This is a genomic window from Ruegeria sp. AL3 (assembly GCF_056536065.1).
In genome coordinates, this window is the sequence record NZ_JBQFJG010000002.1 from 20,257 (window position 1) to 34,396 (window position 14,140).

General features: G+C 56.4%; 11 protein-coding genes. All 11 read right to left on the minus strand.

Annotated elements, in window-relative coordinates; all coding sequences use genetic code 11:
- Positions 1–43: 43 nt before the first annotated feature.
- On the minus strand, positions 44–1,168 hold the full coding sequence (locus ACR3E6_RS16475) for an extracellular solute-binding protein (RefSeq protein ID WP_171723781.1): 1,125 nt from the start codon (positions 1,166–1,168) through the stop codon (positions 44–46).
- A gap of 147 nt (positions 1,169–1,315) precedes the next feature.
- Positions 1,316–3,280: a beta-galactosidase gene (locus ACR3E6_RS16480; RefSeq protein ID WP_480488201.1), complete on the minus strand. Its 1,965-nt coding sequence runs from the start codon at positions 3,278–3,280 to the stop codon at positions 1,316–1,318.
- Positions 3,277–4,923 carry an amino acid ABC transporter permease gene (locus ACR3E6_RS16485; RefSeq protein ID WP_210092922.1) on the minus strand — a complete coding sequence of 549 codons (1,647 nt, stop codon included), beginning with the start codon at positions 4,921–4,923 and terminating at the stop codon, positions 3,277–3,279. Before ACR3E6_RS16485 ends, ACR3E6_RS16480 begins: the two co-directional genes overlap by 4 nt.
- Positions 4,924–4,987: 64 nt before the next feature.
- Complete coding sequence (locus tag ACR3E6_RS16490) at positions 4,988–5,737, minus strand: basic amino acid ABC transporter substrate-binding protein (RefSeq protein ID WP_209833898.1); 750 nt, start codon at positions 5,735–5,737, stop codon at positions 4,988–4,990.
- 22 nt (positions 5,738–5,759) lie between these two features.
- Positions 5,760–6,806: a LacI family DNA-binding transcriptional regulator gene (locus ACR3E6_RS16495; RefSeq protein WP_480488203.1), complete on the minus strand. Its 1,047-nt coding sequence runs from the start codon at positions 6,804–6,806 to the stop codon at positions 5,760–5,762.
- Positions 6,806–7,555: a sugar phosphate isomerase/epimerase family protein gene (locus ACR3E6_RS16500; RefSeq protein WP_480488205.1), complete on the minus strand. Its 750-nt coding sequence runs from the start codon at positions 7,553–7,555 to the stop codon at positions 6,806–6,808. Before ACR3E6_RS16500 ends, ACR3E6_RS16495 begins: the two co-directional genes overlap by 1 nt.
- A gap of 71 nt (positions 7,556–7,626) precedes the next feature.
- Positions 7,627–8,709 carry an ABC transporter ATP-binding protein gene (locus tag ACR3E6_RS16505; RefSeq protein WP_480488207.1) on the minus strand — a complete coding sequence of 361 codons (1,083 nt, stop codon included), beginning with the start codon at positions 8,707–8,709 and terminating at the stop codon, positions 7,627–7,629.
- 3 nt (positions 8,710–8,712) lie between these two features.
- Positions 8,713–10,368 carry an alpha-glucosidase gene (locus ACR3E6_RS16510; protein WP_480488209.1) on the minus strand — a complete coding sequence of 552 codons (1,656 nt, stop codon included), beginning with the start codon at positions 10,366–10,368 and terminating at the stop codon, positions 8,713–8,715.
- 9 nt (positions 10,369–10,377) lie between these two features.
- Positions 10,378–11,526: a carbohydrate ABC transporter permease gene (locus ACR3E6_RS16515; protein ID WP_171636140.1), complete on the minus strand. Its 1,149-nt coding sequence runs from the start codon at positions 11,524–11,526 to the stop codon at positions 10,378–10,380.
- 3 nt (positions 11,527–11,529) lie between these two features.
- Positions 11,530–12,537, minus strand: coding sequence for a carbohydrate ABC transporter permease (locus ACR3E6_RS16520; RefSeq protein WP_171723788.1), 1,008 nt, complete (start codon positions 12,535–12,537; stop codon positions 11,530–11,532).
- Positions 12,538–12,592: 55 nt separating this feature from the next.
- Positions 12,593–13,951 carry an ABC transporter substrate-binding protein gene (locus ACR3E6_RS16525; protein ID WP_480488212.1) on the minus strand — a complete coding sequence of 453 codons (1,359 nt, stop codon included), beginning with the start codon at positions 13,949–13,951 and terminating at the stop codon, positions 12,593–12,595.
- Between the last annotated feature and the right edge of the window lie 189 nt (positions 13,952–14,140).

The following is a 14,140-nucleotide window of genomic DNA, read 5'->3' on the forward strand; positions in this document are numbered from 1 at the left end:
TGGGTGCCCCCCGCAGGATGCGGAGGGCGAAGGTTCGGAACGCTTAAGCGCTTTTGAACTTGTTGACGAACTCGGTCCGGGTTTCAGCATACCACGGCGCTTCTGCAGGCCACGGATTGAGGTTGGCCAGCGAGTCGCCCGGATAGGCCTCGGCAAAGTTCTTCTTGTAGGTGTCGCCGGAATACTGGTCGGCCCCTAATACCGGCGAGTTGTAGCCATGACTGTCAATGGCGACACCGGCCGGCTTGGCCTGATAGGCAAAGTCGATAAAGGCGTAAACCTGATCGATATTCGCGGCACCAGTCGGCATGGACATACCATCCACCCAAGCCATCGCACCTTCGACGGGTGCCTGATAGTGCACCGGCTCACCTGCGGATTTCAGTGCAAGGGGTGGGCCGTCCCAGGTTTGGCCAACGACAACGCCTTCGTTCAGAAGACCGTTCTTCTGTGTGTCGGCGTCGTTCCAGATCAGCTTGATGCGGTCCTTGCGTGCAATGCACCAGTCGGTGATCTGGCCCCAAACCTTGCGCATGGTGTCTTCATCACCATATGCCGCCCAGACCGAACCCGGCTCCATCTCGCCAGCGCGTTCCATATAAAGGCCGGCGCCCAGCATCATGGAATGCGCGCGGCCCATGGTTTTGCCAGCGTTCGCTTCCGACCACACGTCGCCATAGGATGGTGCATCACCATCCGGCAGCCACAGGTCAGTACGATAAGCAATACCTTCTGTACCCCAGATATGCGGCAGCCAGTGCGCACCTGAATCGCCAAAGTTCCACGCATCAGTACCAATCTTGGCCATGGCCGGGTTCACCAGATCGATCGGAACTTTGTTCATGTCGAAGGGCTGGAGCAGCTCCAGCGGTTCCCACTGCAACGACCGGTTGTTGGTCGGTGAAACGATATCAAAACCCTGGCCCTTGGTGGCCTTCATCTTGTTGATGATCTCTTCGTTCGAGCCGATGCCGGTATAGTTCACCTTGATTCCGGTCAGAGTCTCAAACTCTTCGATGAAACTGGGCGGCAGGTAGTCCGACCACATCAGAATGTTGATTTCGCCCGACGACGCCAGAGCGCTCTTGCTGTAAAGGGGTGCCGCAAGTGCCGCAGCACCTGCGCCTTTCAACACAGAGCGTCTCGAAAGTGACGAATGTTTAGCCATAGGTGATCTCCCGTTGTTGGATGAGTTTATTTTTGTCTTTATATTCATAGGACTTTCTGTGCCCGTTCGTCAGTCCAAAAGTGACAGTTTGCGGAAATCTTATATCCAGTTTTTGTTTTTGACACGTTTTGGTTGAATCTCAGGGCGTTAGTTTACCTGCCAGACTGTGAATTCGTGCGCGCCGACCGGATCAGAGCCGATCAAAATTCGTCGTGACCCACCACCAGGCAGGGGTTTGGACATGTCACCAAAATTGAAGGCAAAATGCAACGTACCGAAGCGGGTTACACGTAAGTCTGGATCGCAGTCCAGAGGCTTCAGCCCTGCCCATTCCAAGACATCGCGCACAATCTCGTGCAAGAGCGCACCGCAGGGCACCATGGCCAGATATGTCGCACGATCCGACCGGACAACCGCTGGGCTGGCGTCGCAATAGGCACTTTTGAAGCGCGCCAGGACATTTGCCTCGGTCTCGATGATTTCGCGCCAACCGGCAAAGTCAAAAAGCTGACCGTTCTGCAACAGCACGGATTCTCTTGCAATATCCGGCAGCGATTCGACACGGACGACACGGACGCCGGTCAGATCCGCCAACGCACCCGGCGCCAGATTTGAAGGCGTCTGCATTTGAGCCGTCTTGCTGCCGGACCGGGCACCAATCAAAAGCTTTGCCCCCGAAGCCTCAAGTCTTGCGGCCAGATCCGGGGTCACGATCATGCTTTGCGGCAGCACGATCAGGGCGTAACCTTCCAAACCATCCTGGGGACCCACAAAATCAATGTCCACCCCCAGACTGCGCAAGGCAGTGTACCATTCACGGAAGATATGGGAATTGGGGAAGTCATCATCATGCGGCAGAATATCGGCCGCCCAGATCGAAGCGTAATCCAGCATCATCGCCACCGAGGCTTTTCCGCGCGTCGTCGGCGGAAGGTTTTCACGATCCTTCACAATTTGAGCCAGTTCGAGCGCGGCTTGATCCACACTGCCATCCGAGCGCAGCAAGGCTGTATGGTATTGCTCCTGCGCGAACTTTGCCTGTCGCCATCGAAAGAACATCACAGCTTGCGCGCCGTGTGCATATGCGGCCCAGGTCCAAAGCCGAACCATCCCTTCGGCTGGGGAAGGGTTTTGTGCCGCCCAGTCCACCGGCCCCGGCTGCTGTTCCAACACCCATACCCGCCCCCGCCCCTGACTGCGATACAGGTCACAATGAAATCCCTGATAATCAGGCGCGCCGGTTCGCAGATAACGGCGCTTTTCCTTCTCTGACAGGGTTGAGCCCATCAGATTACCCAGCGGGTAGCTGTCAAAGCCGACGATATCCAGATCGGCGGCCACTGCGTGGTGATCGAATTCGAAACTGCCGGCCATGAAGTTGTGCGTGATATCTCGACCCGGCGCATGTTCGCGCAGCACGTCCACCTGTGTCTTGTTGAACAACCGCACCCGGTCCGAGGAATAGCGCCTGAAATCAAGGGCATGGGTGGGGTTGGGTGTAGCGACCAGACCATTGGGCAGTTCAATCTGGTCAAAGCCGGAATAAAGGCTCCCCCAGAACACAGTCCCCCAGGCCTCGTTCAATGCGTCAATTGTGCCGTATCGTTTTGCCAGCCAGCGCCGAAAGCCCGCCCGTGCGGCATCGGAATAGCTGAGAACGGTGTCGTGGTCATTGTATTCATTGTCGATCTGCCAGGCATGGACATGCGGGTTCTGGCCATACCTGGCGGCATATTCCGTGGCGATCCTTTGCGCCTCGGCCAGGTACACGTCACTGGAAAAACAATAATGTCTGCGGGAACCATAACCCCTGACCCGGCCGTCCGGGCCAACCGGCAGAATTTCGGGGTGCTCATCAATCAGCCATTTGGGAGGCGCAGCCGTTGGAGTCGACATCATGACCCGCAGGCCGGCCCGCCCCAGAATCTCGATGACGTCATCCAACCAGTTCCAATGAAACCGGCCGCGTTCCGGTTCAATCAGACCCCAGGTGAACTCGGCGATTCGAACCCAATCCAAACCCATCTCGACCATCCGCGCGGCGTCACTGCGCCACTGGGACGGGTCCCATTGTTCGGGGTAGTAGCAAACCCCAAGCTCCAGTTTGCTCATCGGTTGTCCTTTGCCGTGCGCCGTTCGATCCATTTCAGGAAGCTTGCGCAACAGAGGGTGAGTACCACATACAGAATTGCTGCCGTATTGAACGGCGCAAAGGGCAGAAAGCTTGCTGCCTGAAACTCTCGCATCCTTTGGGTCATGTCGCGGACGGACAGGATGGACAGCAACGAGGTATCCTTGATCATCGCGATGAATTCGTTGCCCAATGGCGGGGTGACGATCCGCAGGGCTTGCGGCAGAACGATCAGCCGCGCCGTCTGCCAGCGCGACAAGCCCAGCGAACTGCCTGCTTCCAGTTGCCCTTTCGGGATGGCCTCGATCCCAGATCGGAATATTTCCGCCATATAGGCCGAATACCCGACCGAAATCGCGATGATCCCGCGTGTCATGTTGGTCATATCAATGCCGCCCCCCGTGGCATCCTTGACCGCGCCCGCCAAGGGCAGGCCAATGTAAAGAATGATCACCAACATCGGAATGCCGCGTATCGTGTCCACGAAAAATTCGGCCCCGACCGCCAAGGGATGCAGCTTGTGCTGTGCGCCGCCAATGGTCAGCGTCAGCAGCAGAAAGCCGAAAACAGCAAAAGCCAGTGCGGGATTCCGGTATTTGTCAGGCAAGAAACTGGTCTGCCACAGAACTGGATAGCCTTGTGAATGAGCATCCACGGGAACAAACGCTCCGGAAACGCTGTCGACGGTTTCAATCTGCTCCAGGGCGGCCGCTGCATCAGTGGCGCTGCGTATGCGGTATTGTTGTTCGCCGGCACCGTCGAACTCTCCAAACCGGATGATGTCAGCCTGCGCCTGTGGTGTGCCGCGCACAATGGCAATGCGCCCTTCGGTGCTTCCGACCAGAACGTAACTGACCTGCGGCTGCATGAAGAAAAAGGCTGATATCGCAAGCAATGACAGGCTGATGGAACCATACAGAATCGTGGTGCGCGCCCGTGGTTTGAACGATTGCAACCCCACCCAGATCAAGCCCAGAATGGCCGAGAAGATATAGGCGAAGATGGCTGCGCGAAACGTAATGGCAACGCCCGTCGCGAACTGCCAGTGGGCCATGAACATCAGATAGAACAAAACCGCACCTGTAAGGCATTCCAGCCCCAAAAGAACGCGCCTGCGCCAAGGGGGTTGCAACCCCGCGGACAGCAGGCTCAAGGCGACAACACCTGTGTATGCGGCCAGAAGAACTTGCAGTCCTGTCTGAATCTGGGTCACGACTTCGGGATACAACACCCACGTCTGACTGGACCGGTCGATCAGGGTTGATGTGTTCTCGCTGAGCGCATGAAAGAAAACGGATTCCGCGAAGGGCATCAAAAGCTGTGGAGATAAAAAGCTTATGACCAAAAGCGCAATTGACGCGGGCAGCGCCGCAAGGGCCGAAGCGCGCAACCAGCCGGGGGCGTGATTGGTAAAACGTGCATACCGGGCGCAGAGATATCCAAGGATTGCAACCGAGACGATCAGCAGAAAGCCGACGAAAATCGGCCCTGCATTGTTACCGATCCCCAGAATTGCAATCAGAGATCGCAGATATTTCGAGGACGTGGCGAACAGATAGACGATGAAGGGAGCGGCTGCGAGCAATACAAGATTGCTCGGGCGGATCGTGCTGAGACGCGACATGGAACTTCTCCGCTGAAACATGGCCCGGCAACGACTGCCGCCGGGCCCAGAAGGGCTTGGAGGATCAGTTTGTGCCCCAGTATTTGGCCTTCAGCGCGTCCAGCGTGCCGTCTTCCTGAATGGCGGCAAGACCGGCATTGATTGCATCCACCGTCGGGTCACCTTCCTGAAACACGATACCCAATGGATCGGATTGCAGGCCTGTGATGCCTACGGTCAGTTCTCCAGCAAACTCCTGCTCGTAGGCCGCGGCAGAGGTGCCATCGATGATCACCCCTTGTACATCTGCGTTCTGAAGCGCCAGGATAGCTGCCGAGAAATTGTCGTAGAGGCTGACATTCTCGCGCCCTACAAGCTCTTCCGCCAGTTGGGCGTTGGTCGTCGCGGTTTGTGCCGCCAGTTTCTGGCCACCCGCTTTGAAATCCTCAAGCGTCAAATCCGCGTTGTCGACTTGCAGCAAAATGGCCTGACTGACAACGATGTACGGTTCGGAAAAGTCCATAGTTTCTTCACGTTCGGGCGTGATCGATACGCCCGAGATGACCAGGTCGAACTCACCCTGTTGAAGCGCCGCAAAGATGCCGTCCCAAGCGGTGTTTACGAAATTCGGAACGCAATTGATCTTTTCACAGATTGCATTCATCACATCGACATCAAAGCCTACGATTTCGCCAGTTGTTTCGTCGACGGTTTCCATCGGGGGATAGGTCGCATCCGTTCCGATCTTGAGAACGCGACCTTCCAGATCGGCGGCAAAGGCCGCAGGCGCTGTCAGCATTGCAAGCGTTGCAACGGCAAATAGGTTTTTGAACATGTTCGGTTTCTCCTCTGTTGGCTCAGTTGGTCTGCGCCATACCCGGCGCCGGGGTGTCAGGTTGCCGCTCGATCAATGTGGCCCTGATCTTTTTTTGCGTTTCCGACGGATCAACGCCGTCCAGTGTTTTTAGCATGTATTCACCCAGCAGGCGGCTGGTCTCGCCGATTGGCAAATAATAGGTGCTGGGCGGGGGGACGAAATACTGGCTGAGTTTCAGATCGTCGTTTGAAATGACGACGACATCCCTGCCGACCTGAACGCCCATATCGGCGGCGGCGGACAATGCGCCAAGGGTCATCGCCTCGTTGGCGCAAATGATGGCGTTTGGCCGGTTGCGCATTCGCATGAGCGCCGCAAAGGCCCTTTGCCCGGTCTTCGCCGTGGTCGGGCCGGGAAGAACAAGGGCCGGGTCAAACTCCTTGCCACCGGCCGACAAAGCATCAGAGTATCCCTGAAGTCGTTGACGGGCATAGATCAGGTCATCCGGCGGGTTGATAAGCGCTATCCGCCTGTGCCCCAATGCCAGCAGCCGAGACGTTGCATCAAAAGCAGCAGCCTGACTGTCGAGATCCACGTAAGGATGTGGTTGGGCACTGTCACTCATCCCGTATGTGACAAACGGAAATCCCTCATCTTGCAGATAGGCGATACGCGGGTCATTCACCCGAGTTCCCGAAAAGATTACGCCGTCTGCCAACCCTTCCTGTACAATGGAATGCAGGGTCTGCAATGCGGCTTCAACATCTCGTACACTGAAGACACTCAACTCATAGCGTGACCCTTGAACCGCGTCCGATATTCCGGCCAGGATCCGGGTAAACTCCACACCCTCCCACTCTTCAGCGGCGCTGCCCGAAACGCTGACCAATACCGCAATCCTGTAGGATTTATTGGTGCGCAGCTTCAGGCCGTCCAGATTGACCCGATACCCAAGCTCGGACGCCGCCTTTTGGATCTCTTCCCGCGTTTCCCGTTTAACCGACGAAGCGCCGCGCAGGGCGTTTGAAACCGTGCCTACTGAATAGCCTGTCATACGGGCGATCGATTTGATCGTTGCCCGCGCCATCAGCCGATACCCCCAAGCCGTTCAGTCAAAAACAACCGCCCCATTTGCAAGGTGCGCCTGTGATCGGCGGTTTCATCATGCTCAACGAAAAGGTCGGTGCACTTGGTGCTTGAAAGGGCTCGTATCGTGGCGTCCCAATCGACAACACCCTCACCCGGATTGCGCCAGCGCCTGTCGCCTGATCCGCCCTGCGGATCCACGTCCTTTGCATGAACCGACAGGATGCGATCCGCATGGCGCACCAGCAGGTCAGCCACGTCCTGACCGGCCGCGACAATCCAACCGATATCGGGCTGCCAATAGATGTTTTCTTGCGCCAGAATCAGTTCAAGAGGTGTTTTTCCCGGCGCGCCGAACAGATCAAAGTCGTGGTTGTGATAGGCTAAACTGACGCCGTGATCTCCAAGTTGATCTGCCCAATCGGACAACTGGCCCGACACTGCCTTCCATCCCTCGACAGTGCCGGGCCGCGCCTGTGGCGCCAGCCAAGGCATGACCGCCACCTGGCATTCCAAATGGTGCAGTACTTCAACGATGTCGTCGAAACGCTCGTGGAACTCCTCCCAATCAAAATGTGCAGAACGAAGGTTAAGACCTGATTGATGGACGATGCGTGCCATCTCTTGTGGTGTCATGTCATGCAGACCGGTAGTTTCGATATCCGAAAACCCGCAAGCGGAAACCAACTTCAGTTGGTCCGAGAGGTCACCATATTGCCGAACCGTGTAAAGCTGCGCCGATACCCGCATTTTTCACCATTGAAACGTTTCAATTATGGTGAAACACAAAACGCAATTCTGTCAAGAACTGCGTTTCGCTGCTAGTTGCGCATGGACAATCCATTGTGGAACAGATGCACCTTGTCCGGTGAGGCCGTGACCGAGACCGTCTGGCCGCGCAGGTTCCGCTGAACCCCCGGCAGCTTTGCAATGACTGCATCCGCACCATCGGCTTTCTCAAAATACAGCAGCGTGACTTCGCCCAGGGCTTCGGTGAAATCCACCTTGCCGGACAGAATCGCGGAGTCTTCCGTCATCGCCAAATCTTCGGGGCGCACCCCGATATTGACCTTTTTCCCCAGGTCACTGTCTTCGGTTGGAACCGCGGATCTTGCAATCCCGCCTGATGACAGTTCAACGGTGGTCGTTTCGCCGGTTCCGGTGATTGTGCCGGACAGCAGGTTCATGGACGGCGAACCGATGAACTGCGCAACAAACTCGTTGTCAGGCGCCTCATACAGTTCAAGCGGTGTCCCGACCTGCGCGATGCCCTTGTTGGCCAATACCACGATCCGACTGGCCAGTGTCATCGCCTCGACCTGATCGTGGGTCACGTAAATCATGGTGCTGTCAGGCATGGCCTCTTTCAGACGCGCGATCTCGATCCGCGTGGCCACCCGAAGTGCCGCGTCGAGGTTCGAGAGCGGTTCGTCGAACAGATACACCTTTGGGTCACGTACGATCGCGCGCCCGATGGCAACCCGTTGACGCTGCCCTCCGGAAAGAGCTTTTGGCAGGCGGTCCAGGAATGGTTCCAGCTGAAGGATTTGAGCGGCACGGTCTACGGCAGCATCAATCTCGGCCGTGGGCATCTTCGCGATTTTCAGGGCAAAGGCCATGTTCTCGCGAACGGTCATGTGGGGATACAAGGCATAGCTTTGAAACACCATCGCGATGCCCCGCTGTGCAGGCGGAACATCGTTCATGACCTGCCCTTCGATTTCCAGCGTGCCGCCTGTAATCTTCTCCAACCCGGCAATCATCCGCAGCAGGGTGGACTTGCCGCATCCGGAAGGACCGACAAAAACGATCAGTTCGCCTTGTTCGATGTCGAGGTTGATGTTCTTCAAAACATCGACAGGGCCATAGGACTTGGCGACGTCCGTGAGGTTGAGTTCAGACATGCTTTATCCCTTTTTCCTGTACATCAGGATGAACTGCGCCGCGTTCAGGACAACGTTGCCGCTTCCTTCGACACCGCCCAGGTCCTGACCCATCACCTGCCAACTGCCTTCGGGCAGCTTGAACGCGGTAGAATCCGTGCCCAGATTGAAGGCGCAGAATATCTGCTCATGCGAATCCTCACGCATAAAAGACAGAATCGAACCCGTTTCCCTCATGCCGGTCTGCGCCCCCGCTGCCAAAGCAGGATGCGCATGTCGCAAGGCAATGGCGCGACGGTAGTGGTTCAACATCGAGCCTGGATCCGCCTCCAATCGGTCCACCGCCTGCCCGGCCTGCTGTGCGCTTACCGGCAGCCAAGGCTCTGCTGTGCTGAAACCCGATTGTTCATCTTGTGCCGCCCAAACCATCGGTGTGCGGCAGCCATCGCGACCCTTGTATTCGGGCCAGAACTCGATGCCGTAGGGGTCTTGCAGTTTCTCGAACGACACATCCGCTTCGTGCAGGCCCAGTTCTTCGCCCTGATAAAGGCAGGCAGAGCCGCGCAGGCACATCATGAGAACCGCGTGCTGACGGGTTGCGGCGTCATCCAGATTCCAGCGCGAGACGTGACGTTGCACGTCGTGGTTGGAAAATGCCCAACATGGCCATGCGTCACCTGCCTTCGCTTCCAACTGGTCGAAAACGTGCTTGGTGTAAGTGGCCGTCAATGCACGTTTTTCCAGGAACTCGAAGGCATAGCACATGTGCATCCGCTTATCCCCGGATGTGTATTCGCCCATGATCTCGAGCCCACGCTGCGCATCTCCGACCTCGCCCAGACAAGCCCGGCCGTCATATTCGTCCGTCAAGGCCCGCAGTCTTTCGAGGAAGGCGATGTTCTCGGGCTGGCTTTTTGAAAACAGGTGGTCCTGATGGTTGTAGGGGTTCACGGCCGGTGCGATCGTGGCGTTGCGTTGATCCATCGGCAGCGCAGGATTGTCGCGCAGCGCCTTGTCGTGGAAATAGAAATTGATGGTATCCAGCCGAAAGCCATCCACTCCCAGATCAAGCCAGAACCGCGCCACGTCCAGCAACGCATCCTGAACATTCGGGCAGTGGAAATTCAGATCCGGCTGCGATGTCAAGAAGTTGTGCAGATAATATTGCAGCCGTCGGGCATCCCATTGCCAGGCCGAGCCGCCGAAGATCGAAAGCCAGTTGTTTGGTGGCGTGCCATCCGGCTTGGGGTCAGCCCACACATACCAATCGGATTTCGGGTTTTCACGGCTGCTGCGGCTTTCGCTGAACCAAGGGTGCTGGTCCGACGTGTGCGACAGAACCAGATCGATCATGATCTTCAACCCTTTGGCATGCGCCTGATCCAGAAGCTCTTTGAAGTCCTCAAGCGTTCCGAACATGGGGTCGACGTCGCGATAATCGCTGACGTCGTAACCAAAATCCTTCATCGGCGATTTGAAAAACGGCGAGATCCAGATTGCATCAACGCCCAGCGAGGCGATGTAATCCAGTCGCGCAGTGATGCCCTTCAAATCACCGATCCCATCCCCGTTGCTGTCCTGAAAACTGCGTGGGTAGATCTGATAGATCACACCACCGCGCCACCAGTCCGAAGACAGTTTCGTTGCTTTGCATTGTTCAGGGTTGTTCTGCACGTTCATCAGACGCCTCTATTTGACAGATCCGGCCAGCAGGCCCCGGACCAGGTATTTTTGCATTGCGAAGAAGACGACCAGCGGCACGAAGATCGAGACAAAGGCAGCGGTCGCAAGGATTTCCCAATTGCCGCCACGTGTACCCAGCAGTTCGACGATGCGGTTCGTCATCACGGTTGTCTGGCCGGTCGCGTCGATCAGGAAAACCTTGGCAACAAGCAGGTCATTCCATGTCCACAGGAACTGGAAAATCGCGAAAGACGCCAGCGCCGGGAAGCTGAGTGGCAGGATCAGTTTGGTAAAGATCTGAAACTCTGTGGCGCCATCTACGCGGGCGTTTTCGATCAGATCACGCGGCAATCCGGCCATGTAGTTGCGCAGCAGGTAAATCGCCAGTGGCATCCCAAACCCTGTATGCGCAAGCCAGACTCCCAGATAGCCTTTGCCGATCCCGATATTGAGGTGAAATTTCAGCAACGGGATCAAGGCCAATTGAAGCGGAACGACCAAAAGGCCAACAACGGCCGCAATCAGCAGGGCGCGCCCGGGAAACTCCATCCACGCCAGCGCATAAGCCGCAAAGGCGGCAACCAGAATCGGGATGATTGTTGCAGGGATGGTCACCGTCAGCGTGTTGAAGAACGCCTTGGCCATGCTGTCCGTACTGCTTTGATCCAGAAGAACCTTTCGGTAGTTTTCCAAAGTGAACTCGGGTGGCAGTTCCGCTGTTACGAAGATGCGCGCACCACGTTTCCCGGTGAATTCCTCGGTGTTTTCCATACGATAGTTGCCCGCCGCATCCACCGTGATCGTACCACCTCGGCGCAGCTCGGCTGTTTGGCCCGGTTCAAATGCATCAACCTCGCGCGAACTGATCCCCCATCTGGAAATCGTTGCTTGCTCATCTTCGCCGAACAACGCCCCCTGAATGACATACAGTCCGTTTTCCAGCACCTGCGTCTCGGGCGCGGCACTGCGAAGCGTCAGGTTTTGTTCAGAGGGAAACAGCGACCGCCACCAGCCGCTGGACGAAATCTGATCTGCCGTCCGAAAGGACGAAATCAACAAGCCAAGCGTAGGAATGACCCAAAGAGCCACCAGGAAGATGACTGACAGATGCACCACCCATCTGAGCGCGGGTTTGGTTCCGGCGATATCGCTCATGGCTTACTCCATCTCCTTGCGCGCGTTGCGCACGTTCCAGACGAGGATCGGCGTAACAAGCAACATGATCACCATGGCCGAGGCGGATCCGACGCCCCAGTCATTGGCCCGGAAAAGCTTGTCGTACATGTAGTTTGCCAGCACCTGCGTCTCCCACTGGCCGTTCGTCATGGCAAAGACGATGTCGAACACTTTGAGAACGGTGATCGTGATCGTCGTCCAAACAACAAGGATCGTGGTTTTGATCTGCGGTACCTTGATCTTGAAGAAGATCTGAAAGGGATTGGCCCCATCCAAAATGGCCGCCTCGATGGTTTCTTCGGGAATACCGCGCAAGGCCGCCGACAGGATGACCATCGCGAAACCCGTCTGTATCCAGATCAGGACAACCATCAGAAAGAAACTGTTCCAGAAGGGGATTGTTAACCAAGTGTTGGGTTCGGTTCCGCCGAAGAAGATGTACAACGCGTTCAGGATGCCTATCTGGTCCTGTTCCGCTGGTCGCGCATCATAAACCAGTTTCCAGATCACCGATGCACCAACAAATGAAATGGCCATCGGCATGAAAATCAGGGATTTGGCAAAGTTGCCCCAGCGGATGCGGTCGGTCAGTTGCGCCACGAGAAGACCAAAAGCCGTTGACATGGCCGGCACGACGATCAGCCAGAACATGTTGTTGCGCATGGCTTCCCAAAACTTCGGCTCCGCCGCCATTTGGGTATAGTTGTCCAGGCCAACCCAACGGTATCCGCCACCGGGCACGCGTTCCGTAAGCGAAAGGCGCAAGGTTTCAACCACCGGATACGCCAGATACAGCCCCAATGCAGCAAGCGCCGGGAACAGGAACAACCACGGGCGGATCAAGTTCGCACGGTTGATGTTTCGGCCCGCCTTTGGCCCGCGCGGCGGAAACAGGACTTTGTCCAGAAACTGGTTGGAAAGATAGAAGTAGCCCACGCAACCCGACACGCCAATGGCGATCGTCAGCAGGCCTTGTAATGCGGGTGTCATGATACGCCCATCCGTTTGGCAAACGGGGCGGCCTCAGGACCGCCCCATGAGTTGGTCACTTGATTGCGTCCCAGGACGCCTGGATTTCACGTGCCACGGTGGCTGCATCTTTTGCACCCGACGAGTAATCGACCATCCCGGTCCAGAACGTACCTGCCCCGACTGCACCGGGCATCAGGTCGGACCCGTCAAAGCGGAAGGTCGTTGCGTTGGTCAGAATTTCACCCTGTCCCCGCTGTGAATCATTCGAATAGTTCGCCGGGTCCGCACCCAGATGTGGCGTCAGGAAACCGTCCTGCGACATCATGATCTCATGGGCGAAAGGTGTCTTGAGGAACTCCAGAAAGGCTTCGGCTGCGGGGTTTGGGTTGGTGATTGTGAACAATGTCCCTGCCCCAAGCACCGGTGTCCCCAGGTCTTTTTCGGCGTAAGCCGGGAAGTAGAAGAAATCAGCATCCACCCCCAATTCGGTGCCTTCCGGAAAATAGGCGGGAATAAACGAAGCCTGACGATGCATCATGCAAGCGGGCGGGCTATCGAAAAGACCTTTGGGGCTGTCACGGAAATCGATTGCCGCTGTGTCGTCTGCGTCACCTACCACATAGTCGTCATTGCGGGTAAAGCTGCCATATTCCTCAATCGCGGCTATGACGCGGGGATCATCGAACTTCATTTCGTTCGACACCCATTGGTCATAGACTTCAGGTGGTTGCGTACGCAGCATAAGATCCTCGACCCAGTCCGTCGCAGGCCAACCCGTTGCGCCGCCCGAGGCCAGACCGACGCACAAAGGCGTCTCGCCGTCCTCGACCATCTGATCCATCAGAGCCTTGAATTCTTCCATGGTTTCGGGCACTTCATACCCAAAGTCTTCGAAGTTTTCGGGCACGTACCAAACCAGCGATTTGACGTTCACATTGAAGAAGAACCCGTAAAAATCGTCAGACCCTTCCGCGTTCTCAAACGTACCCAGATCGACCCAGGATTGTCCCGCGGCGAAGTTTTCCTTGATCCAGTCCGCAGTGCCTTCGGCCAATGGCGTCAGATAGCCCTGTTTTGCGAGGTTTGCCGCCAAACCAGGCTGCGGGAAAACAGTCAGATTCGGCGCCGAGCCTGCGGCCGCATCAATCAGGATCTGCTGTTCCAGAGAATCCGAACCCACATAGCTGGAATTCGCGCCTGTTGCCTCATCGAAATAGGCCACGAGGTTTTCGAAGGACTTGCCCTCGCCAGCCAGCCAGGGGCCGAAAATGGTCAGGCTTTCGCCGGACAGATCATTCGCTTCGGCAAAGGCCTGAAACCCATCCCAGTCAAAACTGCCCTCGCCGACAACATGGATCATCTCACCCTCTGCCTGAACTGATCCGGCCATCAGGGCGAGTGCCGCCGCACCTGCGTAAAGCCCGTGTTTCATCAAATCCTCCTCCCAAGCTTTCATGTACTCAAAGACTCGCTTTCAAAGCGCTTTGGATGACGTGTGTTATCCGCTAACATCGGCACCCTGTCAATATTTTGCTTCCCAGCGCCAAAATAAATTATATTTTTTGCTTTTGACGCAAAACAAGTTGACGGATGCCGTATTTGCTCACAAAACAAAAAAGAG

Coding starts and splice junctions, on each gene's coding strand:
- ACR3E6_RS16490 (WP_209833898.1), bottom strand. CDS start 5,737: ATGTTCAAAAACCTATTTGCCGTTGCAACGCTTGCAATGCTGACAGCG.
- ACR3E6_RS16485 (WP_210092922.1), bottom strand. CDS start 4,923: ATGTCGCGTCTCAGCACGATCCGCCCGAGCAATCTTGTATTGCTCGCA.
- ACR3E6_RS16475 (WP_171723781.1), bottom strand. CDS start 1,168: ATGGCTAAACATTCGTCACTTTCGAGACGCTCTGTGTTGAAAGGCGCA.
- ACR3E6_RS16515 (WP_171636140.1), bottom strand. CDS start 11,526: ATGAGCGATATCGCCGGAACCAAACCCGCGCTCAGATGGGTGGTGCAT.
- ACR3E6_RS16495 (WP_480488203.1), bottom strand. CDS start 6,806: ATGGCGCGGGCAACGATCAAATCGATCGCCCGTATGACAGGCTATTCA.
- ACR3E6_RS16510 (WP_480488209.1), bottom strand. CDS start 10,368: ATGAACGTGCAGAACAACCCTGAACAATGCAAAGCAACGAAACTGTCT.
- ACR3E6_RS16520 (WP_171723788.1), bottom strand. CDS start 12,537: ATGACACCCGCATTACAAGGCCTGCTGACGATCGCCATTGGCGTGTCG.
- ACR3E6_RS16480 (WP_480488201.1), bottom strand. CDS start 3,280: ATGAGCAAACTGGAGCTTGGGGTTTGCTACTACCCCGAACAATGGGAC.
- ACR3E6_RS16500 (WP_480488205.1), bottom strand. CDS start 7,555: ATGCGGGTATCGGCGCAGCTTTACACGGTTCGGCAATATGGTGACCTC.
- ACR3E6_RS16505 (WP_480488207.1), bottom strand. CDS start 8,709: ATGTCTGAACTCAACCTCACGGACGTCGCCAAGTCCTATGGCCCTGTC.
- ACR3E6_RS16525 (WP_480488212.1), bottom strand. CDS start 13,951: ATGAAACACGGGCTTTACGCAGGTGCGGCGGCACTCGCCCTGATGGCC.